This window comes from Methanolinea sp. (assembly GCA_016699325.1).
Lineage (GTDB): Archaea > Halobacteriota > Methanomicrobia > Methanomicrobiales > Methanospirillaceae > UBA9949.
This window is the reverse complement of sequence record CP064971.1, coordinates 1,923,988-1,944,677: the sequence shown is the minus strand read 5'-3', so window position 1 is coordinate 1,944,677 and position 20,690 is coordinate 1,923,988. Positions and strand designations below refer to the sequence as shown.

Below are 20,690 nucleotides of genomic sequence, written 5' to 3'. Positions count from 1 at the left end.
GAATTGAGTCTCGCAGCCGGGATAAGCATTTTCGGAGCACTTCTGTTCGTCCTCAGGCGTCTGGGAGTGTCCCGGGAGAGTGTCCCCGGAAACACCGCGAGAAACCGGACGTCAATGATCCAGCAGAACCATCGGCAACAGGTGGGACCGGCGATGAAAACCGGGAAACAGGAATCAGGTCTTTCGATAACAACCCCTGTGTCCGGAGGCAGATTCATGGCGATGAGGAGGAGGATACGACGGGTCTTCCCATCCCGTTCCCTCCAGGCTCTGTGAAAAGCCTTTTATCAGCGAGGGCGAACCAGGTGCACCCGCCCCAGTGAAGCGGCATTTGCCGGCTCGCCGGTGTCACGGTTCGAGAGCTCCAGAGCCCCTCCGGCAGGGATTGGGTCTCCTCTTTGCATCACGCCGCCGCTCCGCGGGAGCCGGCACTGGACTCCAAAGACGTCCGCGAAAAACCGGACTTAAATGACAGAAATGCCAGATCTCAATGGACTCGGTAAATTCTGAAGTGGTCTCTCGGTCCGTCAGAAACAGGAACCAAGCCCGTTCTCTCCTCTTGCAAAGGACATAGCCCTTGACGAGAATCTCATCTTCTCGCGGATAGAGCAGGGCGATGAACCGATAGGTATCCTCGATACCGATTTGAATTCGATGGAAATCTTTGCCGATGAAAATGAGATCGCACGTATGGATATCTCCTGACGATGAACCGGCCATCACTATCGATTTAGAGGACGAGGGATGAAGTTGCCCGGATCACGATGCGCCCATGATGGAATCGCAGCTCCTGGTTGCGAATTCGGGAAATGCTCCCTGGAGGACTGGACGAGCCAAGGATTTGACCTGGACGATGTCGATCTGGAGGAAGAACCAGGTACGCTTCATTCCCGTCGGGCACGCCCTCTTCACCCGGCGTAGTGCTCCAGGCGGATTCCCCGAAACAGGCGGAACGCCTGCGATGAAGGGATCGAGCGAAGTCCAGTGTGGATGAGAGCATGCTCTCCTTCATCCACACCATCCGACGATGATGATCTGTTGTCCTCTCTCCGGAGTGACTTGACCGCGAAAAGGAACCGGATTGACTGAGGCCTGGTCAGGGATCTCAAGGATGTCGGGTGCATATCGGCTGAAATTGAAAAAGACATCACAGACCTTTTAGCCTGCATTTCGCGGGCCGACCTCTAAGATAATTTTTCCCGAACACTGGTCCCATAACATCAAGAATCTGAACCACCTCCTTGCCAGGACTCGCAATAAACGGCTGTATCTGTGAGTTCAGGGCAACTGGGGGCTTCGGATGACCCCATGAACAGGGTAAAGATCCATTTCATGGTCGGGTTCCGGACTGGTTTTTCAGCCTGGCTTTTCACCGTTTTCCCTGCCTTTAATTGGGACCGGATATACCACCTCGGCTACACACTGCATAGACGAATCAGTCAGAAGCAACCATTACCACGGATAACGCCTCAATCCTGGCCTCTTTCTTCAATGAAAACTTTGACAACCCGGAAACTCTTATCCTTCAGCAACCGAACCCTCAACCGATTGCTGCCCCTCATAATTATTCAGGATAATGTCCGGATCCAGGTCAAGATGCATTCACCCAAGTTTTATTCAAAGTAGCACCAGAAAACAAGAAAATCCGTGGATAAAGAGAATTTCCGAAAGATCCTGGCCGGGTACCAGGAGATCAATCCTTTCCGGCCTGCTCACCGTGCTGTTCGAGGACCGCCCGTGCCGCGGGACTACCGATCTCCTCGAGAGCCTGCTGGCCCGGAGCCGCACGCCGCTGTCCCGGTCTCCCAGGGCACCTATGAGCGGGGCGATTGCATCATCGCGACCGGTCCTGCCCGAAGCTCCGGCAGCGCCCGGAGCCGCACGCCGGTATCCTCATCGGTGAGCGTCGGCGAGAGGTTGAGGACTTCATCACCACCAATCCTGCCCAGCCCTTTTATCGCTTCGCGGCGCATGCAGCGGTTCTCGTCTCCTGCCGCCCTGATAATCCCCGGCATGACGGTCCGGTCGCCGATAATTCTGAGCTACCACAGCACCCATCCGGACATGCCAGTCCGGATCATCGAGGGCCCGGGCGAGGGAGTTTATGGCCATGGTGCCCATCATTGCCAGGCCCTCAGCCGCACCCTCGCGTGCGGACCGATCCTCGTCCCGGGAGAGCCTTTATCAGAGGGGGAATACACCGTTCTCGCCGATTGCGCCAAGCGCCTTTGCTGCCTCTCTACGCACATACCTGCTCTGGTCGCCAAGTGCTGCGGTGAGCGGTTCGACCGCTTCCGGGTCCCGGAGCTCCAAGTGCCCGGGCCGCTTCCTCCCGGTCATCCTCATCGCCAGTCCGGAGTGCCTATGCTTCTCAGAAACATCCAGGAGAACAGGCCTTCCCATTTTTCTGCCTGCCCCAGCCTGTCACCTTCGTCCTTCCCGGCTGCCCCGGCATTGCCCCATGATATCTTTCAGGATTCCCTCGATGAGGTCACGGTCCTTGGCATGCAGGGCAAGGGCGAAACAATCATCAGGTCAACGCCTGAATTGAGGAGCATGAAGAGCGGGTCCCGGATCATCCCTGTAATAGAAAACGAAGGTGAGAACGACGAGCGCCCGAAGAAGGTTTCATCGGAAAAAAAGGCAAAGAGAGTGACTGCCAGCGCAATTACTGAAAATATCCCGATAACGGTGAGTTTCAGTACCTGCCCCCCGAATCCGGCAGCCAGATAACCCCCTTGTCCAGTACGCTCCATGGCGATCATCACAGAGGTGCAGGCTTTTCCTATTAATGGTTATGGATTTTATCCGGCCCAAAACAACTCTGCCATTTGCAGGACAGCTGCCCGTAGCCATGGTATCTCGATTCGGTATTCAAGGGACGAAGCCGTTGAGAAACCATAGAAGATCCCAATCATCTCCGTTCATTACTCCCCGAATATCCAGGCAGATGCCTGGCGCTCGGTCTCTTTTCCCGGCCCTGTTCAGCGGCGAGGAGATGCGCTGGAGAATCGCAGAAATACCCCCCTGACAGCTGCATGATCTTAATAAAGCAGTCTGTGATTATCCTCCCGTACCGGTACACTTCTACCAATTGACAGCCCCAATGGTCAGCCCGGCGGTGGAGGATATTGCAGCACAGCATTTTTCATTTTTCTCTGCACAGCCCCTGCAGCAGAAACAGTATTTATTTATTTCTCCTTCATGCAGAAGTGAATGTATGGATATCCTGAATGCCAGATTATGGATTGTTTTTTACCTGATCTGCTTCGTTGCTGTTCTCTGGGCGACATTTCTTGATTCAGGGGTTCATGCTCGTGGTAAGCGTCGCCATGGTGGGTATCGTCCTCGTGTTCAACTGCATCCTCCTTGTTGGTGAGATCGGATCCAGGCCCGGAAGAAGAAAGAGATGGAGCGTTTTCTGAAAGGATATATTGCCGGATCGGATGAACAGAAATCGGAAACAGAGGGAGAAAATGCCCGATGATCTGGCTTCGCCTGCAGCCACCTACGAGAGGGAGTTCTGGAAGCAATTAACGCTCTTAAGACGAATGCTCGAACACCTGAAATCAGAAGATGCTTTAATGCACCGGCTGAAGGTTGAGACACTGATTCCGGAACAGGCCCGGGACATGGCGATAAAAGCCATTCTTGGAGAACTTAATGATAAACACAGGATATTTCTGGAGTTTTTCTATGAATTTATCGAGTTCTGTTCACATGGGCTACACCGGGCCGACATATCTGTTGAATTCAGGGTATTTCCCGCTGGTATGTCCGAGATTGACACCTGTTCCTGATCGTGGATAAACGACGGGATGACCTCCCGGTCGAAATTGGCCGCAGATTCATCGAGACCATTCCATACCAGGAGGGGTGGGAGGCAATTCTTTCATACACCGGAGGAAGGAGACGTGGTATGACCGTCTTTTCGGAGGAATCTGGACCGTTGTTCACTGAAGATAACCGAAGGCTTTTTCCGTTGTCCTGCTACCATATTACTATTCGGCTGCCAGCCCAGACCCTTCTTGAGCGTCACCAGGCCTGAAACCAATTCTCCCTTTTCGTTAGATCGAGGGTATATTTTTATGCTGGTGACGATACGGCCTGAAGAACTATTCTCCTTCTTTACCCAGATGCCCGGACAGTCCCATGATGTAATGGCCGCCGGTTAGGAGACCAACATGAAATTCACAGAGAAGATTGGATCTTGATGCCCATCGAAATAGATCATCACGTTCCCGCAGGAGGCGATATCCAGATACCGTGATACCGAATCACCCTTCATCAGGTCATGGTAGAGAAACTTGCTATTACTTCGGAGTTGAAATTTGACGTTATATTAATTGCCTCGAGTATGCGTTCGAGTTGGCAGGGATTCGATCCCGGGTTTCTTCACCGATGCTAAAATACTCTCGATCGGTATCGGCTGGCCGTCTTCACAAATGCATACCTTAAGCTCAATTGTGTGCACGATATCCAACCGGGGTGATCTCCTTTTTGTTTTTCCTACCAGTGAGATCATCCCAACAAGGGATTATCTCTGCCGATCCCTGGACCCGATTAAAACATTACGCGTTACTAAAATTCATGAATGCTTTTACCGTCGGAAATCGAGCCTCGTGTCCGGACTCTCTCACCCGCATATCGATGGGCGGCTAGTCCAGCATCCGTTGTTGTCAGGCCAAATCACGCGCGAACTGGAAACGAGGGGCTATATAACTCTCCGCTCTGACTCTGTCAAGCGTCTTTCTTTTCACATTGTTCATTATCATCGTTCCCCTTCCCACGGGTGGTATGCATGGCAGTCCATCATCATCGTTTTTTATACACGCCCGAATGAAGGTGGTATGCGTGAAAATCCTGAATTTCTGGAAGCGAAACGGAAACAAAGCTCAGCCTGGACAGGATCCATACTTTCATTGCAAACAACGAGTACAATGGGCGTATGGATGATCCGGAACAATTTCTCGCAAGAGATGCCTTCGCCCGGCAAGCGGGAATCACGCTCCTCGAGTCTTCTTCGGGAAGGGCACGGGTAAAAATGGAGGTTTGCGACATGCACCTGAACAGCCATGGAACTGTGCACGGCGGGGCCATCTTCACTCTTGCCGATACCGCCTTTGCTGTTGCGTCAAATTCCCATGGCATACCTGCTGCTGCCATAAATGCCCATATCTCCTATATGAGATCGGTTTCCTCCGGTACACTCTATGCCGATGCAGAGGAGTTCGACCTCAACCCGAAGCTTGCCACCTACACGGTAAGGATAAGCGATGAAAAAGGGGTTCCAATCGCCATATTCCAGGGAATGGTCTACCGGAAGACCCCACGGAAATAAACACCCGCAATAAAAAAGGTTCAGAGCCGGGCCTTGGGCCTGTTCATGCAGGTGTGACAGGGGGAATAAGTGAATCTATAGGATTTGGAAGAAAATTAACAAAAGGGCAACAGATGAGTAAGCTTGGAAAAGGGTAAAAACTTCAAGAAGAGTACAGCATAAGGTTTGGAGGCTCAGGGATTACAGAAAGAACGTATGGAAAATATTGTGTAAAAATATATTTCAAAAACACATTCCAGATGATGCAGCTGTTTTGGATATTGGCTCTGGATATGGCGAGTTTATTACAAATATCGATGCCAAAACAAAATATGGATCGATCTAAATCCAGATGGCAGGAAATACCTAGCAGATGACATAAATTTTTTAAATCAAGAATGTTCAGAAAAGTGGGTATCAGTTGAGGATAGCTCTATCGATGTTGTTTTCTCTAGTAATTTTTTGGAGCATTTATTCAAAAAAGAGCAAGTAGAAAAACTCTAAATGAAGCCTTTAGATGCTTAAAACCAGGTGGAATAATAATCTTAATGGGTCCAAACATTAGATATCTGGCTAAAAATGCTGGGATTTTTGGGATCACTACATTCCTATCTCCGATAACTCAATGGCTGAAGTCTTAAAGCTCTCTGGTTTTGAAATTTTGGATGTAGTGCCAAAATTTTTACCATATACAATGTCGAGGGGAGGGGGACAGCCTCCTTTAATACTTCTAAAAGTTTTTCTTAAATGCAGGCTCTTATGGAAAATCTTTGGAAAACAATTTTTAATAATTGCAAGAAAATCCTGAAAACAGATAATCAGTTTTTTTAAATTTTTAGTAGTTGAAGGGGTACCAGCCCTCCTGAATATACTAAGCAGAGTATTATTTGGGATTTTTACAGAATACACAATATCAATAATTTTGGCTTTTTTTGCAGGTGGGTTCCATGCACCTACATAGATGGAAGGCACATAATACTTACCAGAAGTGGCAGGAGTGAACGGGGATACCCTCTCATTCCCGGCAACGGGAATGCCCTGTAACTTCAAAGAATTTCATGGCTAATAGAAGATTTATGTAAATCGGGATAAAAAGACGGTTATCACACAACGTGAGATGATACCTGATGCAGAAAGAAATCATTCCCCTCGCGGTCCTTGCAACCCTTTTCATTGCAGCCGCCGTGCTCTCCGGGTGCTTGGGAGATGAGGACAAAGTGCCGCCAACTCCTGTGCCGACTCCCCCTGTTCAGGGTAAGGTGTACCTCTTTGGCATGACCAACGATGGTGAAACCTACGACGTCCCCCCTGATGCCAGGATACAGCTCCGGCTACCCGGAAACCCAACTACCGGGTTTACCTGGCAGCTGTCGGTGACGCCCGGCCTTGTCATTGAAAACGAAAGCTACCAGCCTGATGATCCGGGCAGCAGACTGGTCGGGGCAGGGGGAACCTACCTGTGGGTCCTGAGAGCAGTCCAACCTGGGATGCAGACAATTTCCGGTATTTATTCAAGGCAATGGGAATCCACAACCGGAAACCAGACCAGCTTCACCCTGAATCTACGGGTGGGCGGGAGCCCTCCACCAACCGGGATTCCGCTCAATTATACCATTTACACAGAAGGGGATAACGAAAAAACCGTTTCCCAGGGACTGGGAGGAGAATTCGGTATCCGGCTGGCCGAGAACCCGACCACCGGGTATTCCTGGATTCTAACGGTTCCAAACGGCCTTTCCCTTATCGGTGATGAGTATATCCCGTCCCAACCCCCTGGCATGATGGCAGGCTCCGGAGGGATCCATGCATTCTCATTAAAAGCAACAGGGAGAGGCGAACATGCCGTTCACGGTGAATACCGGCGTCCATGGGTCGCGGAAGGTACCATTGCCTTCATCGACCTTGAAGGTGGGTTCTTTGGAATTACCGGTGATGACGGAGAACACTACCTGCCGCTCAATCTTGTCCCGGAGTATGAGGTTGACAGACTCCGCATCGCGTTTGAATTCGAGCTGGTGAAAGACGCAGCCACCATCCAGATGTGGGGCACTCCCGTGAATCTCACTTTCATCGAGAAGACCGAACTGTACGATCTTACAGTCCGGGTGCTATAATCAGAACCTCTCCTTTTTTTGTCTCTCGGTCTTTCCGGGGGTCATCATCCCGGCACATGGTTCAAAGGATACATGCATTGTTGGTGAAGAACCCGGGATGCACGAGGCGATCGATGACCATGATCGAAAAAAGATGTCCCGCTCCAGGTACCGGTCAGAGTTACTCCAGGATCCGGACCATGAGGGAATTCCCACGTTTTCATTTAATGGAGGCTGATATCGAGGAAAAAGGAAGGCGAGGGGTTTGATCTTGAAGTGCATTATGAAGATTGCAGGCAGGGCCGGATAATCGCTTTATACCATTGCTGCACCGTCCTCATTCCAGAAACAGGCCTTCCTCATACGAGCGGATTGGCGGGCAAAGGTATTTATGTTCATGGATATACTTCAAACACGAATTTTTTCAGGACCAATAGTGGAGCAGCAGATTACTGCCATTTTTCTTCCAAATAAAAGGAGGGGTTTTCATGAATGCGAAACTGGAAGAGCCGGCAGATATGTCCGGCACAGATCGTTGGAGATCGATATCCGAATTACGGAAACTTGGCCCCCACGCAGTCGAGTACCTGGTTATCAATCTCTGGGATAGCGACAAGAAAGTCCGACTGGCCGCCATTGATGCCCTCGGGGGAATCGGAGACCCACGGGCATATGAACACCTGGTCAGGATGCTCGGTGATCAGGATCATGATGTGCGGTTTGCCTGTGTGGTGGCATTGGGACAAATGGGCGACAAACGCGCAATCGGACCACTTTCAGAGGCCTGTCACGATAAGAACGGCTATGTGAGGACCATCGCGCAGGAAATGGTTGAGAGACTGAAAGGCATTCAGTAAGCCTGGCCCGGATATGGGACATGGCACGCAGCATCCGGCGCTCCAGACTGAATCCGGCCAGTGAAATGCCATCTTTATTCAGATAGTACCTTTTTTTGCCTGGAAACTCCAGATATCCTTTGACCTGGAATGCATGAAGCACTGAAAGAGTCGATCAGGTCACGGTGCCGGGGACTGGAGATCCCCCTGGTCGGAGTTGCCGACGTACACCGCTGGGAAGATCCGCCGTTCCAGCCATGGATGCCGAAGGAATTCTATCCCCGGTCCATATTTCCCGAGGCGGAATCGGCGATTGTTATCGGGCTTCCTGTGTCCCTCCCGGCACTGGAAACCTCGCCTTCGATCCACTACCGGGAACTCTACATCACCGTGAACGCGCTCCTCGATCAGCATACTTACCGGCTGGCGGAGTATCTGACAGCCCGGGGGTATCCCTCTGTTTTTATCCCCCGGGACGGATACGGATCGATCGAGGTGCTCCTGGAAAATCCGGTTGCCTTCTTCTCTCACCGCCATGCTGCCTATCTTGCAGGACTTGGGAACTTTGGCGTGAACAACATGATCCTCACCCCTCAGTACGGCCCACGGGTCCGGTTCGGGACCGTCCTTTCTGCAGCACGCCTCCCACCCGATCCACTCCTTGAAGAGGACCTCTGCACCCGTTGTATGCGATGTGTCGAGATGTGCCCTTCTTCAGCCCTGGGACCAGGGGGGTATCCCTCTTCCCTTACCGATAAACATGCGTGTGCTTCGTGGACTGCGGAACTGCACCGCCACTTCGTATCACCCTGCGGAATCTGCATCAAGGTTTGCCCGGTAGGTGAAGATCGGGACCGGTACGGGCGACGGGATGTCTCCTTATACGGGAACCCGGAAAAAGATCCCGCCCTTCATCGGGCATGGGAACATGTGCGAAGGTACGGGAGGAAATGATTCCAGGCTCCTGGCCCGTGAACCGATAGTCTGGAATCCTGACATCCGGCGATTTGCCGTTTTAGTTACCCTTATGCCCCTTATTGTTCAATGAACAGGAATCAGGGAGCCAGCGGGGACATGTATCTTACTACCCTGATCGAGAATACACCGGGAAAACAGCCCGGGCTTGTACCACAGCACGGGCTCTCGCTCCTCATCGAAGCCCGGGGCAGGCTCCTCCTTTTTGATATGGGACAGGACGGGACGTTCATCCGGAATGCCGAGTCACTTGGCCAGGATCTTGCTCGCATAAAGACAGGAATTCTCTCCCACGGCCACTATGATCACGGCGGGGGTCTTGGCCCATTTCTGGAATATAATGCCAGGGCTCCAGTCTACCTGAAAGAAAGGTGCAATGAAGCCTACTACGCCCGGGATCCTGGCCGGTACCGGTATATCGGGCTTGATGCCGGAATTCTCTCAACGCATGCAGATCGGTTCATCCGGGTCGGAACCGATACCCTGATCGCTCCCGGCCTGATGCTCATCGCCAATATACAGAGAACGGAACCACTGCCTCCTGGGAACAGTTCACTGCTGGTACAGATACACGGACGTTTCGAGCCGGACCAGTTCCTCCACGAGCTTTTCTTGGTTGTTGAAGAACGAGACGGGATCACCATAATAACCGGGTGCGGCCATTCCGGAATTCTGAATATCGTGCATACCGCAAAAGAACGATATCCCGGCCGGCAGATCAAGGCCGTGGTCGGCGGATTTCATCTCATCGACCGGGCGACACCACCGGAACTGGTCCGCTCCACCGGCGAGGGGCTCATGGCAGCCGGGTGCGGCCGCGTCATCACCGGTCACTGCACGGGAAACGATGCCAAAACTGCCCTCAAAAAGGTGCTCGGCCACCGTTTTACGGCACTTTACACCGGGTATTCAACCGAGATCTGACCAGGAGACAATTCAGGGAAAAAAACCTGGTACCAGGAATGGTCATGGCGAGACGGGTATCGGAACCAAGCGCGGTTCGGGGTTCGACGGGTCCGGGGCTGCACCCACTTCATCCGGTACACCGGAGGTCGCTTCGGACCGGCTGAACGGCTCGCATTGCAGCCGTCTCATCCTTTGTTTCTGGCATCAGGTCGAAATCCGCGTGGCTGCGATTGTGCATAATTAATGAAAACCTGACAGGACTGATATGATCCGCAAGCGAACCGGTAAGTTTCTCCGGGCGCTGGGGATTGGAATCCCCCATGGGCCATCATCTCCATCCGGCATGCATTTCTTCATAAAGAACGTACATAATATACGGGATGTCCAAGGAAGAGATAGTGCCGGACCAGGAGGCGCCTCCCTGCTATTCGCTTTCTGAGCTGATGGTCCTTATGGCCGGAAAGATGGAAGAGACCGCGCGTACCCTCGATGTGGACCAGGCAGCGAGGTTCCTCGATGAGATGCTTGCCGCCCGGAGAGTGTATGTCGCAGGGGCGGGGCGTTCCGGTCTCGTCTCACGGGCGTTTGCCATGCGCCTGATGCATATCGGGTTTGAATCGTATGTCATCGGCGAAACGATAACTCCGGCATTTTCTGCAGGCGATACACTGGTCGCTTTCTCTGGCTCCGGTGAGACCAACTCGATCTTTGATATCTGCGAGACGGCAAAGGAACTGGGGGGAAAGCTCTGTTTAATCACAGCGTCCCCTGATTCACGAATCGCCAGGATCGCTGACTGTATGGTCATGCTCGGAAGGCAGGAGCCACGCGGCGAGGAGACAAGCAAGTACGAGGTTCGCCAGATTATGGGACAGTACAGATCGGTATCCCCCTCCTTTGCACCACTCGGAACACTTTTTGAAACCGCAGCTCTCATTTTTGCTGATTCGGTCATCTCCGCGCTCATCGAGACCCGTCACTGCAACCTCGATGAGGTCCGGGGACGGCTCTCCAATGTCCAGTAAGGGCATGGGATTGACATCCTTTCCCAGGGGTTTGCTCGTTACCCGAACCCTTCATAACCATTCATGTGAAAGCACCCCTCATGGATGATGCGGCTTTTCTCAGGTCTGATGATGAAGCGAGATCCCTCCTGAAACAGTACCTCCAGAGCATGGATGTCGAAATTGTTAAGGAGATGGAAAAGGAAGGGAACTGGGGATTCTGGATCCGGTTCGGCAAATACCCGATCCTTATCGATCATCGGAAGGGAACCCATTTCTGCATTGTTGCCTTTCAGATTACCCTCAAGGATGAGCGCGCAATCAATCACCTGAACGAGCTTTATGAAAAGAACGATGCCCATTTCATCTATGAACTGACCCGTGCATTCTCTTCGCTGCTTACCGGGTTTTCACGTATCGTTGAACACGGAAGAGTAATCGGGTTTACCGTTTCGAAATACATTTACCCCCACCACGCCGAGTTCAACATGCGAACCCTTGATCTCGCCCTCCAAAGCGTTGTCAGTACAGGTGCCGTCGGGGCAGCGTTCCTGAAATGGATGGCCCGGGTCATCGATGTCGAGTGCGAGCGTGGTTCTGTTCCATGGGATACCGATCCGACCCGACTTACCATCTAGAGACCCTGAGCCGGGAAACGGCACCATGGGAACTGCCTGGTAGACCGAATTGCCTGTCCGGGTTCCGGCAGGGATATCCGGTCCCGGCTCTATGATAACAGGTGAGCCTGCCCCTGCAATTCTCCTCTCTGCCGGTGCCTGGAAAAGCCTTTCCTGCCATGGGAAAATCTTATAATCCCTGGTAGAGCGTCCCTGTACATATATGGATGCTGACTCCTTTCCCATCGATATGGTCTCCTGGGACAGTGCAATATCGCTATCAAGGAGCCTGGCAGATATTATCAGGGCCTCCGGACTCGCTCCCGATCTCGTTATCGCCATCGGACGGGGGGTTACGTCCCTGCGCGGGTTGTCTGTGATCGCCTTCTCATATCAGACCTGACCAGCATAAAGATCGAGCACTGGGGGGTTGCAGCCCGGGAATTCGACCGGGCGGTGGTGCGGTTCCACCTTTCTGTAGATGTGGAGGGGAAAACGATCCTTGTCATCGATGATGTCACCGATACAGGAGAGACCCTGATTACGGCCACGGAGTACCTTGCACGGCACAGGCCGGGAGAACTTCGCACCGGTGTCCTCCAGCACAAGACCTGTTCGGCCTTCCAGCCTGATTACTATGCTGAACGAATTGCCGAATGGAAATGGATCATCTACCCCTGGGCACTCCACGAGGATATGATTGGATTTCTGGAAAAAGTACTGGGCGATCAGCCTGTTTCTCCGGAAGGCCTGGCCCGGTTCCTCGGGGAGCGTTTCAAGATGTACCCGGATATGGGTGAAGTGATCCTTGCCCTGGACGACATGGTCTCCCTGGGTATAGCCAGCCGGAGGGACGGTCAGTATTTCGCGGCCGGAAACAGGCAGTGGCGGGTATGACGTTTTTCTGCCCGAGCCTGGATCGAACGGGACACGTGGGTTATGAAAGTACCAGGACAAAGAATGGTTAATGCAGGACCGGGCTGTACTTTAAAATGAACACTTCCATGGAAATCGATGGTGATCGGATTCGGCTGCTGCGTGATTTTCTCTCAAGCCCACCAATACGACGAAGGAGGGTTGATGACAGGGCTCTTGGAAGGTATCATGAGGCGCTGGTTCATCGCTCGTTTATCCGGGAGTGCGGCAAACCAGGTTCCAGTGACAACGAGCGTCTGGAATTTCTCGGGGACAGGGTTCTAAACCTGGTCGTTGCGGAGTTCCTGTACTGGACCTACCCGGAACCTGAAGGTGAACTGACCGCACGGATGGAATGGACCGAGAACCGCAACCTTGCACGTGCTGTCAGCGCTCTTGCTATCGGATTTGAAGACCTTGTCCTGGTGGGAAGTAACCAGGAAAAGACCCCCCGCATCATTGCCGGTGCGTTCGAGGCCTTCGTAGCCGCACTCTACCTTGACCTTGGAATGGCCCGGACGAAAGCCATCATCGTGGAGCTGATGTCTGGTAGTATACGGGAATATCGGACCGACCGCAACTATAAAAAGATGCTCCAGGAACATTTCCAGAAGCAGAACCGCTCCCTGCCCACCTACCTCCTCGAGGATCGATCAGGAACCCCCCACCATCCCAGCTTCACGTATGTTGTCACCGTGGACGCGGAGATTATCGGAAAGGGAGTGGGGCGCTCTAAGGCCGAAGCAACCCAGAACGCTGCACGGCAGGCCCTCAACAGGCTGAACGGGACCCACGAGGATTAGGGATATCATTATGTGGTCCCCATGGTACCATCAGGTGATGTCCTGTGTTCCGGAAAATTCTCGTCGCTGTTGATGGGTCACCCATAACCAGAAACGTACTTACTGCGGCGGCCGACCTGGCAAGGCATTACCATGCGGAACTCCACTGTATTTACATCATCGAAACCGGGTGGTCCGAAGAGGAGATCGCCCGTGAACTGGTCATCCGCGAAGTTGAAGAAGAGTCAGGGATCATGCTCGCAGGTTTTGAGAGAGAACTTGCCAGGATGGGTGTACAGGCGGTCATGCACCTGAAACGCGGGCACCCTGGCGAATCCATCCTCGCGGCAGCAGATGATATCGGCGCCGACCTGATCGTGATCGGCTCGGTAGGCAAAGGCCACATCTCACGCATGCTCTCCGGGAGCGTCAGCACGCACGTGTTCAGCCATAGCCCGGTGGCAACCCTCGTTGTCCGGCCCTGATAGGTAGCGGGCCATCACGATTCTTCCCATTCGTGTCCATGGTATAACACCACTCTACATCATTTCCTGGTCATCTTCAGAATCGTCCTGTTGCCTGAGGGCCCTGGCAGGTTATTTGCTCGATAGCGAGCAAAGCCCGTTGATCAGCGCTCTGGTATACCAATTTGCCTTCTCCCGGGGGGAGATAAAAATCGCATCGAAGGGTTCAATCGTGACCCGGGGTCTTATCGCGGAATGTCCTTATATCCCTCTTCGCGATCACCGGGTGCTACCTGGGGGATGTCCTCCGGATCAGGTAGTACGAGGCCGACAGGGCGATGATTACCACCCCCAGGGCGATCATGACATTGGCATTGAGCTCTTCTAATCCCTCAATGAACGGATCGAGGAGGATGATCTTTCTGGCCACTGCAATGATAGCTACGAGGACAATTATCTCGACCTGGATCTCATTCTTGAGGAGATATGCCTTTATCGTCTCCAGGAGCTCGATCCCGATGAGGATGAGAAGGAAATACCCGAAGATCTGGAGAATCTCGTGGTTCCCGAGACGATACGAGAGATCGGAGAAAAGTGCAGAAAAAAGGATAATGAGGAGTTCAAGGACGCCAAAGAAGATGACCCCGGCAAGAAGGACCATCAGGACGTAATAGACACCCCGTTCAAATTTATTGATGTATTCGAGCACCTCTCATCACGCTCTGTTTTCCATGGAGACCGTGCGACACCGTTTCGCCTGTCTCTATCCCAGGTTGTGTAGGAGAAGTATAAATAAATGGGCGAATTCGTTCTTAACAGTTGAAGCCGGGAGGCATACCCTGCTCCTCAGGCTGCAGGGTTACAACGATTGTTCATCGTTAATTTCCATCGTACCAGCCAAGCCGCTCCATGTCACGGCAGATCTCTTTTAAATCCGCACCCAAACCGGATGTGGCTCTTCTCATTCTGGAAGCGATCTTCGTTGCTCTCCGGTGTTCAAAAAAGATTCCCTGAACCAGAGGGAATTTTTTTTGTTATGCTCCATTGAGGAAGATATCCATTCCACCTGATGCAAACACGGATGCAAAAAGCTCTTCAGGATCAGGGGATGGGGGAGGGGTGTAGGGTCTCTGGAGGAACACTTTTCGTATCCTCTCTTCAGTCTCCGCCGGGCGGGCATCGACCAGAAGGCGTTGTTCCCGTTCAGGCACATTATGGGTATGCATGGATGCATGGCACCCTGGACACAGGACGAGGATGTGTGAAGTTGCATCCCGATCCCGAAGATGATCAGCTATGCCGGGGATACAGTGCAGTTCGAGGACATGGGCTCCGACCATGCGGCCACAGCATTCGCACCGCTGACCGGTCGCTGCTTTGAGCATCCCGACCCGCTGTGCCGATCTCGATCGTTCGAACCGTATGCAGATATCCATCTCACAAACGGATGGGACACTGATATAAAAAACGTTTCCAAAGGGACATCCTCTCCCAAAATAACAGTTCTGTTCACCGAGTCATGGGAGATTACAATCTCATCCACCGGGAACGACGGACTGTATGATGCGGTCTTCTTCCGTGCCGAAATTACCGGTCACCAACGTGGTCTTTCGTAAACCCCATCGTGCGGCGGAGTGCACGCCCAGGTTTGTTACCGGGAGCGACGGTCAGCAGAACCCACTTTGCAGGGGTGCGGTTGAAGGCTTGAAACGAAGGCTGAGATGAAGGCTGTCCCGGCTGGCCGGCGCTGGCACTCCTCCGATACCTTCAAGCGGATGATCCATCCCTCTTCCGGTGCAGCCTGGGATTCCGCCCCTGCGGAATAACCTATAACGTGATCCCTGCATGCCGCGACATAGAACATCGGACCAGAGAAGACCGCCTCATGCCTGACAAAGACCGGTGCGCGACAGGCAGACCGCCTGCGGTGCATATAACCTGGCAATGATGTATCCGGGTATTGTTTCAGGAATGTTCGCCGGGAACCCACCGGGAGCCATCTGCGGTATATTCCTTCTTCCAGATTGGTACCGTTTCCTTGATCCGGTCGATACGCTCCACATGCCCGGAAGGCGTCTTTCCTATGAGGTGACCCAACGACAATCAGCACTATGTGATCCCCTACCGCGAGAGTACCTATCCGGTGGATGATGTCCACCGACCTGATATCATACCGTGACAGGGCTTCATCCCTGATAGCACCCAATTCCTGGAGGGCTGCTTCGCGGTATGCCTCAAGATCGATTGCCGTTATGCCGTCGTCCCGTACAATTCCGGTAAAGGTCACGATGCCACCGACCTGGCGGTCCCGGGCTTTATCGATCAAAACTCCGGAATTAAAATCCTCTTCGGTTATCGTAATCATGCTCCTCTCCCCTTTCAGCCCCCTGCAACAGGAGGGTAGATTGCCACTTCATCCTCTTCGGATAGAACGGTGAGTGCAAATGCGGTCCGGGCTAACCGTCTCCTGTTGAGCATGACGATGATGTTATCCCGAATCATTCCCTCCTCATCAAACAGGAGATCCCTGCTCTCGCCCGATCGTGCTGCGAGAGCTATAAGGAGATCCTGGATTCCCGATCCTTCCGGGATATCGAGTGTATTCACATCACCGATGACTTCGCGGAAGCGTGCGAATGCCCGTACCACGACTTTCACTGCGTCTCACCAGTCCTTCTCGCATAATAAGAATTATTCCCGCATACACTGCATTCCGGGTCCCGGTCAAGGTGCATGATAGTGACCGAGGAGTCCCTCCCATCCCAGATCAGCAGGCGGTTTTCGAGCACCGTGCCTATCCCGGTAATTAATTTTATCGCCTCATGCGCCTGCAGGAGCCCGATTATTCCGGCTGTCGTGCCGATGACCGGAATATCGGATCCGCCGGGCGGATCAGGGAAGATGCATTGCAGGCATGCTGTCCGGCCCGGTATTACGGTGGTGACGTGCCCGTCAAAGCCGCACACGGCCCCATGGACGCAGGGAATGCCGTTTTGAAGGGCTGCCTGGTTCAGGGCATAGCGTGCGGGAAAGTTATCGAGCGCATCGATGATGAGCGAGGCCTGCCCTGTCAGTTCTGGCGCATTCTGCATGGTGACAGTCTCGCAGAGATCCTCGATAGTCACCCCCCGATTCATCGCCTCAAGTTTCTCACGCACCGAGATCACTTTGTGCCGTCCGATATCCTTTTCCCAGTGGAGGATCTGCCGGTTCAGGTTCGTCAGCTCCACCTGGTCGGGATCAATAATGGTCAGGCGGCCGACACCTGCGGCGCAGAGGTATGCAGCGGCAGGGCAGCCAAGACCGCCTGCCCCGGCAAGGACAACGTGTGCCGATTTCAGCCTTTCCTGCCCTTCTTCGCCAATGGATGCTATCTGGCGGGAATACCGCTTTGCCTCCTTCTCGTTCAGCATGGTTCCCGGTTGAGACCTCCGCTGGATACTGCACACTATTATGAGACACTTAACCATAATGTATTTCCTGAAGCTCCACGAACTGCCGGGCGAAGCCCGGATGGTCAATGCGATGTCATCGATATCAGAAAAAGAGCGGGCGTTGCGGGACTACCTCTCAAAACAGAAACGGGTCATCGTCTTATACTCAGGCGGTGTTGACAGTGCGCTGCTTGCAGTGATAGCACGCGATGAACTTGGTGAGTGTGCCCGCGTCATCCTTCTGGATTCACCCCTCCTTTCCAGGCGGCAGTTCAGGGAAGCACGGGAGCGGGCATCAGCCCTCGGCATCCCCCTGCACATCATTCCCTTCCCTATCCTCGACGACCCGGGGTTCAGGCAGAACCTGAAAGACCGTTGTTACCGGTGCAAGAAACGATCCAGCTGGATTCTGCGAGAAGCGCTGGGTGCAGATACTGCTGCGGTGGTCGACGGTGTAAATACCAGCGATCTCCAGGAATTCCGTCCAGGCCTCCGGGCCTGTGAAGAAGAAGGGATACTCCACCCGTATGTTGAATGCGGTATTTCCAAGAACGATATCCGTGAAATCGCCCGGTCACTCGGGCTTTCCTTCTGGAACCACCCTTCATCGGCGTGCCTCGCATCAAGGGTAGTATATGGTGAAGAGCTGACCGACAGCACGCTGCTCGCCATCGAGACGGGAGAGGAACTCCTCCACTCCTTCGGGCTCTCCCAGGTCCGGCTCCGGTCCCATGGAGACCTGGCCCGGATAGAAGTCCTCCCCCCGGAATTTCCAATCGTGCTCAGGTTCCGGAAAGAAATCGCAGAAGGACTGAGGAGAGCCGGGTACCGGTACAGCACCCTTGACATCGAAGGCTTCCGGAGCGGCAGCATGGATGAAGGCAGTGTGGGAAAAGAATATGTGAAAAAGAGCCAACAAAACCCATACAGGTTGGGTTGATACCCGATGGAACTTGCAGTCTTCAGCGATGCAATTGAGATCCTCGCTTTGTTTTTTGCAATCGCAGGATCATTGCTCATCGCCTATGGAGGTCTGCATGCCGTTTATGATATCCTTTTACGGGAGCTGTGGAGACGCTCTTCGATAGATTACAACCAGATCAGGCGCAGGTTCACAAGCAAGATAGTTTTCGGACTTGAGTTTTTCATAGCTGCCGATCTTCTTACCACGCTTATTGCGCCTACACAGGAAGAACTCGTCCTGCTTGGGGTAGTGGTGATAATCAGGACGATCCTTGGCCATTTCCTGCAAAAGGAGACCAAGGAGTTCCCCCTCGAACCCTGAGAGCAGGGCAAGAACGAAAATGATTCCAGAGGTATACGGTCCTTTCCGGAATCCGAAGTATACCGGTCCTGGTGTGCCCCGTCTTTTCCTGTCCGCACCGCTGCTTTTTTATCGCCTTCCGTCGAATTGTGGATAGGATACCAGCATGGAACCAGATACAGAAAGTTCCACGACCAGGATCGGTCGTCCGCAGGGGGAGATATCCCGGGGAACCGGGCTTGCCTGTATCGGGAGGTTCCATGAAGCCCTTGTTGCCTTCGATGATGAACTGAAAAGTGGAATTCATCCCGATCTCCTGGTCTGGAAAGCTCTCACCCTGGACAGGATTGGTTTTTTCGGAACAGCGCTGGAGTGCTGTGAACGTGCTATCAGCCTGGAGCCGGCGAATAGTAATGCCTGGTTTGTCCGCGGCCTCACCCTCACGTACATGGCCAGGTACACCGATGCACTCCCATGCCTTGACCATGCAGTAGCCCTGGACCCCGCGCATGGCGAGGCCTGGTTTATCAGGGGGAATTGTGCTTACCAGCAGGGTGACCTTGAAAAAGCCCTTCGCTCCTACGATATGGCCCTTTCTCTATCTTCCGAGTATCCAAAAGCCTGGTACAACCGGGGAGTTTGTCTTGCCGATATGGAACGCTTCCAGGATGCACTGGTATCGTATGACACCTGCCTCAGGATTAGTCCTGGTTTCAGCGTGGTTTATGCAAACCGGGGAGTTGCCCTTGCCGCTTGCGGCAGGTATGAGGATGCGCTCTCTTCTTTTCGTTCGGCACTCGATCTCGATCCCGGGGATTTTACTGCGCTTAACAATATGGGCATTCTCCTTTCCCGGATGGGGCGGGATGAAGAGGCCATGGGCTATCTGGACCGGGCACGGGAGCAGGCACGGCTCCGTGATATTCCCAGGAAGATATGGTAGATGGAGAGGGTTGATCGCATTCCTGAAAAGATTCTCGGGAGGATATATCGAAGAATGGATAAAGGAAGGTCATGATCCCCGTTTCCATCGCTGTTGAAGCCGTTCTCCTGGGAATAGGGACCGGTTTTCTCGCCGCGCTGGCGGGTTTCGGCGGCGGGTTTCTCTATGTTCCGATCCTGATCCTTGTCTTTGGCGTCGACCCCCAGGATGCGGTCGGCACCAGCCTTGCCGTGATCATCTTTACCACGCTTGCTGCGTCGGTTTCCTACCTGCGTCAGAATAAAGTCTTTTTCAGGAGTGCGGCCTGTCTCCTGCCCCCGAGCATCCTCGGTGCTGTAGCGGGGGCCTATCTCACGGCCTTCATATCCGGAAGACTGATCGAAATCCTCTTTTCCCTGTTTGTGGGCCTTCTGGCAATCAAGCTGATCTTCCAGGATTTTCCCCTGGTGCAGGCCATTCGGAAGGGCCCTTCCTTCAAAGAGACCTCTTCTGACACGTATTCGTGCGTAGAGACCACCATCTATTATCTACACTATTGCGTCTGGGGAGGCCTCGCTGGCCTGGCCAGCGGGCTGACCGGGATCGGGGGGGGAATTTTTAATGTCCCGGCCCTGGTGACCGCGGGAATGCCGGTGCACTTTGCCGTCGCCACATCATCCCTGGCGGTTCTCGGTACATCCTGTGCAGGGGCCTTTACCCATGCCACGCTCGGGCATATTCAAGTCGTCTATGCGATCCCCCTTTCGATAGGTGCGATCATCGGTGCATACGCGGGAACGCGGGCTGCTCCAAAAATACCGGAGGGTCTGCTCAGAGTTGGTATCGGGATGCTTCTTGCCGTTGTTGCCCTCATGATGCTGGTCTCCATCCTCACCCATCTGTAGCTGGTCCGACGAATGCCAGGCAGCAATCACCATGACGGCTACGGTTCCACCTGTATTTGAGATGATATCAAGGGTAGAGTCGATAACATCGTTGTTATACCCGTGACGGGATCGAGGGTCGATGTATTGCTCCCCCTCCCCCCAGCTCATGCTGAACAGAAACGATCAGGATGAAGGTCCAGGCCAATGATCCGGGATTGACGGACACGATTCTCACGATAGCCGGATATAAGGGGGGATTGAGAAGAGGAGC

At 53.3% G+C, this 20,690-nt stretch carries 23 protein-coding genes and 3 pseudogenes; 16 read left to right on the top strand and 10 right to left on the bottom strand.

The features are described from left to right. Positions 1-759 precede the first annotated feature (759 nt). From IPI71_10105 to IPI71_10095, 3 genes are all read right to left on the bottom strand, one after another. Entirely contained in the window at positions 760-912 is a 153-nt protein-coding gene (locus IPI71_10105) for a hypothetical protein (protein QQR70963.1), read from the bottom strand. Positions 913-1,814: 902 nt separating this feature from the next. Continuing rightward, positions 1,815-2,015 carry a hypothetical protein gene (locus IPI71_10100; protein ID QQR70962.1) on the bottom strand — a complete coding sequence of 67 codons (201 nt, stop codon included), beginning with the start codon at positions 2,013-2,015 and terminating at the stop codon, positions 1,815-1,817. Positions 2,016-2,184: 169 nt separating this feature from the next. Continuing rightward, a complete protein-coding gene (locus IPI71_10095) occupies positions 2,185-2,346 on the bottom strand; it encodes a HEAT repeat domain-containing protein (GenBank protein ID QQR70961.1) in 162 nt (53 codons plus the stop codon). A gap of 18 nt (positions 2,347-2,364) precedes the next feature. Between IPI71_10095 and IPI71_10090 the strand changes: the two genes are divergently transcribed. Together IPI71_10090 and IPI71_10085 are read left to right on the top strand one after the other, a co-directional pair. Beyond that, entirely contained in the window at positions 2,365-2,733 is a 369-nt protein-coding gene (locus tag IPI71_10090) for a hypothetical protein (protein QQR70960.1), read from the top strand. Positions 2,734-3,476: 743 nt separating this feature from the next. After that, positions 3,477-3,800 carry a hypothetical protein gene (locus tag IPI71_10085; GenBank protein ID QQR70959.1) on the top strand — a complete coding sequence of 108 codons (324 nt, stop codon included), beginning with the start codon at positions 3,477-3,479 and terminating at the stop codon, positions 3,798-3,800. A 371-nt stretch (positions 3,801-4,171) separates the two neighbouring features. Here IPI71_10085 and IPI71_10080 read toward each other — a convergent pair. Beyond that, positions 4,172-4,336, bottom strand: a pseudogene (locus tag IPI71_10080) (hypothetical protein). 612 nt (positions 4,337-4,948) lie between these two features. On the opposite strand from IPI71_10080, the gene IPI71_10075 reads away from it, so the two are divergent. Further along, entirely contained in the window at positions 4,949-5,341 is a 393-nt protein-coding gene (locus IPI71_10075) for a hotdog fold thioesterase (protein ID QQR70958.1), read from the top strand. Positions 5,342-5,920: 579 nt separating this feature from the next. On the opposite strand, the gene IPI71_10070 is transcribed toward IPI71_10075, so the two are convergent. Further along, the gene (locus IPI71_10070; GenBank protein ID QQR70957.1) at positions 5,921-6,370 is read right to left on the bottom strand and encodes a hypothetical protein; all 450 of its coding nucleotides are present in this window, start codon (positions 6,368-6,370) and stop codon (positions 5,921-5,923) included. Positions 6,371-6,447: 77 nt separating this feature from the next. Between IPI71_10070 and IPI71_10065 the strand changes: the two genes are divergently transcribed. From IPI71_10065 to IPI71_10025, 9 genes and pseudogenes are all read left to right on the top strand, one after another. After that, on the top strand, positions 6,448-7,434 hold the full coding sequence (locus tag IPI71_10065; GenBank protein QQR70956.1) for a protease inhibitor I42 family protein: 987 nt from the start codon (positions 6,448-6,450) through the stop codon (positions 7,432-7,434). 467 nt (positions 7,435-7,901) lie between these two features. Then, on the top strand, positions 7,902-8,270 hold the full coding sequence (locus IPI71_10060; GenBank protein ID QQR70955.1) for a HEAT repeat domain-containing protein: 369 nt from the start codon (positions 7,902-7,904) through the stop codon (positions 8,268-8,270). Positions 8,271-8,399: 129 nt separating this feature from the next. Then, positions 8,400-9,203 (top strand): epoxyqueuosine reductase, encoded by an 804-nt coding sequence (locus IPI71_10055; GenBank protein ID QQR70954.1) that lies wholly within the window; start codon positions 8,400-8,402, stop codon positions 9,201-9,203. A 90-nt stretch (positions 9,204-9,293) separates the two neighbouring features. Further along, on the top strand, positions 9,294-10,148 hold the full coding sequence (locus tag IPI71_10050; protein ID QQR70953.1) for an MBL fold metallo-hydrolase: 855 nt from the start codon (positions 9,294-9,296) through the stop codon (positions 10,146-10,148). A 425-nt stretch (positions 10,149-10,573) separates the two neighbouring features. After that, positions 10,574-11,155: an SIS domain-containing protein gene (locus IPI71_10045; GenBank protein QQR72024.1), complete on the top strand. Its 582-nt coding sequence runs from the start codon at positions 10,574-10,576 to the stop codon at positions 11,153-11,155. Positions 11,156-11,235: 80 nt separating this feature from the next. Beyond that, entirely contained in the window at positions 11,236-11,772 is a 537-nt protein-coding gene (locus IPI71_10040; GenBank protein QQR70952.1) for a hypothetical protein, read from the top strand. 202 nt (positions 11,773-11,974) lie between these two features. Next, positions 11,975-12,648: pseudogene (locus IPI71_10035) on the top strand (phosphoribosyltransferase). Positions 12,649-12,743: 95 nt separating this feature from the next. Next, the gene (rnc, locus tag IPI71_10030) at positions 12,744-13,469 is read left to right on the top strand and encodes a ribonuclease III (GenBank protein QQR70951.1); all 726 of its coding nucleotides are present in this window, start codon (positions 12,744-12,746) and stop codon (positions 13,467-13,469) included. A gap of 44 nt (positions 13,470-13,513) precedes the next feature. Next, on the top strand, positions 13,514-13,933 hold the full coding sequence (locus IPI71_10025; protein QQR70950.1) for a universal stress protein: 420 nt from the start codon (positions 13,514-13,516) through the stop codon (positions 13,931-13,933). A 268-nt stretch (positions 13,934-14,201) separates the two neighbouring features. On the opposite strand, the gene IPI71_10020 is transcribed toward IPI71_10025, so the two are convergent. From IPI71_10020 to IPI71_10000, 5 genes and pseudogenes are all read right to left on the bottom strand, one after another. Further along, complete coding sequence (locus tag IPI71_10020) at positions 14,202-14,621, bottom strand: phosphate-starvation-inducible PsiE family protein (protein QQR70949.1); 420 nt, start codon at positions 14,619-14,621, stop codon at positions 14,202-14,204. Positions 14,622-14,946: 325 nt separating this feature from the next. Further along, positions 14,947-15,348, bottom strand: coding sequence for a hypothetical protein (locus tag IPI71_10015; GenBank protein QQR70948.1), 402 nt, complete (start codon positions 15,346-15,348; stop codon positions 14,947-14,949). Between the two features lie 529 nt (positions 15,349-15,877). Continuing rightward, positions 15,878-16,277 (bottom strand): annotated as a pseudogene (locus tag IPI71_10010) (molybdenum cofactor biosynthesis protein MoaE). A 14-nt stretch (positions 16,278-16,291) separates the two neighbouring features. Next, positions 16,292-16,570, bottom strand: a complete 279-nt coding sequence (locus IPI71_10005) for a MoaD/ThiS family protein (GenBank protein ID QQR70947.1) — start codon at positions 16,568-16,570, stop codon at positions 16,292-16,294. Further along, positions 16,567-17,325, bottom strand: a complete 759-nt coding sequence (locus IPI71_10000; protein QQR70946.1) for a HesA/MoeB/ThiF family protein — start codon at positions 17,323-17,325, stop codon at positions 16,567-16,569. The genes IPI71_10005 and IPI71_10000 overlap by 4 nt, the downstream gene beginning before the upstream one ends. A gap of 58 nt (positions 17,326-17,383) precedes the next feature. Between IPI71_10000 and larE the strand changes: the two genes are divergently transcribed. The 4 genes from larE (at position 17,384) to IPI71_09980 (ending at position 20,437) form a co-directional block, all read left to right on the top strand. Next, positions 17,384-18,286 carry an ATP-dependent sacrificial sulfur transferase LarE gene (gene larE / locus IPI71_09995; protein QQR70945.1) on the top strand — a complete coding sequence of 301 codons (903 nt, stop codon included), beginning with the start codon at positions 17,384-17,386 and terminating at the stop codon, positions 18,284-18,286. A 6-nt stretch (positions 18,287-18,292) separates the two neighbouring features. Beyond that, positions 18,293-18,631 (top strand): DUF1622 domain-containing protein, encoded by a 339-nt coding sequence (locus IPI71_09990; protein QQR70944.1) that lies wholly within the window; start codon positions 18,293-18,295, stop codon positions 18,629-18,631. Between the two features lie 145 nt (positions 18,632-18,776). Then, entirely contained in the window at positions 18,777-19,553 is a 777-nt protein-coding gene (locus IPI71_09985; GenBank protein ID QQR70943.1) for a tetratricopeptide repeat protein, read from the top strand. 71 nt (positions 19,554-19,624) lie between these two features. Further along, positions 19,625-20,437: a sulfite exporter TauE/SafE family protein gene (locus IPI71_09980; GenBank protein ID QQR70942.1), complete on the top strand. Its 813-nt coding sequence runs from the start codon at positions 19,625-19,627 to the stop codon at positions 20,435-20,437. Positions 20,438-20,690 lie beyond the last annotated feature (253 nt).

Coding starts and splice junctions, on each gene's coding strand:
- IPI71_10095 (QQR70961.1), bottom strand. CDS start 2,346: ATGAGGATGACCGGGAGGAAGCGGCCCGGGCACTTGGAGCTCCGGGAC.
- rnc (QQR70951.1), top strand. CDS start 12,744: ATGAACACTTCCATGGAAATCGATGGTGATCGGATTCGGCTGCTGCGT.
- IPI71_09980 (QQR70942.1), top strand. CDS start 19,625: ATGATCCCCGTTTCCATCGCTGTTGAAGCCGTTCTCCTGGGAATAGGG.
- IPI71_10045 (QQR72024.1), top strand. CDS start 10,574: ATGGTCCTTATGGCCGGAAAGATGGAAGAGACCGCGCGTACCCTCGAT.
- IPI71_10055 (QQR70954.1), top strand. CDS start 8,400: ATGCATGAAGCACTGAAAGAGTCGATCAGGTCACGGTGCCGGGGACTG.
- IPI71_10090 (QQR70960.1), top strand. CDS start 2,365: ATGCTTCTCAGAAACATCCAGGAGAACAGGCCTTCCCATTTTTCTGCC.
- IPI71_10015 (QQR70948.1), bottom strand. CDS start 15,348: ATGGATATCTGCATACGGTTCGAACGATCGAGATCGGCACAGCGGGTC.
- IPI71_09990 (QQR70944.1), top strand. CDS start 18,293: ATGGAACTTGCAGTCTTCAGCGATGCAATTGAGATCCTCGCTTTGTTT.
- IPI71_10060 (QQR70955.1), top strand. CDS start 7,902: ATGAATGCGAAACTGGAAGAGCCGGCAGATATGTCCGGCACAGATCGT.
- larE (QQR70945.1), top strand. CDS start 17,384: ATGTATTTCCTGAAGCTCCACGAACTGCCGGGCGAAGCCCGGATGGTC.
- IPI71_10065 (QQR70956.1), top strand. CDS start 6,448: ATGCAGAAAGAAATCATTCCCCTCGCGGTCCTTGCAACCCTTTTCATT.
- IPI71_10085 (QQR70959.1), top strand. CDS start 3,477: ATGCCCGATGATCTGGCTTCGCCTGCAGCCACCTACGAGAGGGAGTTC.
- IPI71_09985 (QQR70943.1), top strand. CDS start 18,777: ATGGAACCAGATACAGAAAGTTCCACGACCAGGATCGGTCGTCCGCAG.
- IPI71_10100 (QQR70962.1), bottom strand. CDS start 2,015: ATGCCGGGGATTATCAGGGCGGCAGGAGACGAGAACCGCTGCATGCGC.
- IPI71_10000 (QQR70946.1), bottom strand. CDS start 17,325: ATGCTGAACGAGAAGGAGGCAAAGCGGTATTCCCGCCAGATAGCATCC.
- IPI71_10050 (QQR70953.1), top strand. CDS start 9,294: ATGAACAGGAATCAGGGAGCCAGCGGGGACATGTATCTTACTACCCTG.
- IPI71_10040 (QQR70952.1), top strand. CDS start 11,236: ATGGATGATGCGGCTTTTCTCAGGTCTGATGATGAAGCGAGATCCCTC.
- IPI71_10075 (QQR70958.1), top strand. CDS start 4,949: ATGGATGATCCGGAACAATTTCTCGCAAGAGATGCCTTCGCCCGGCAA.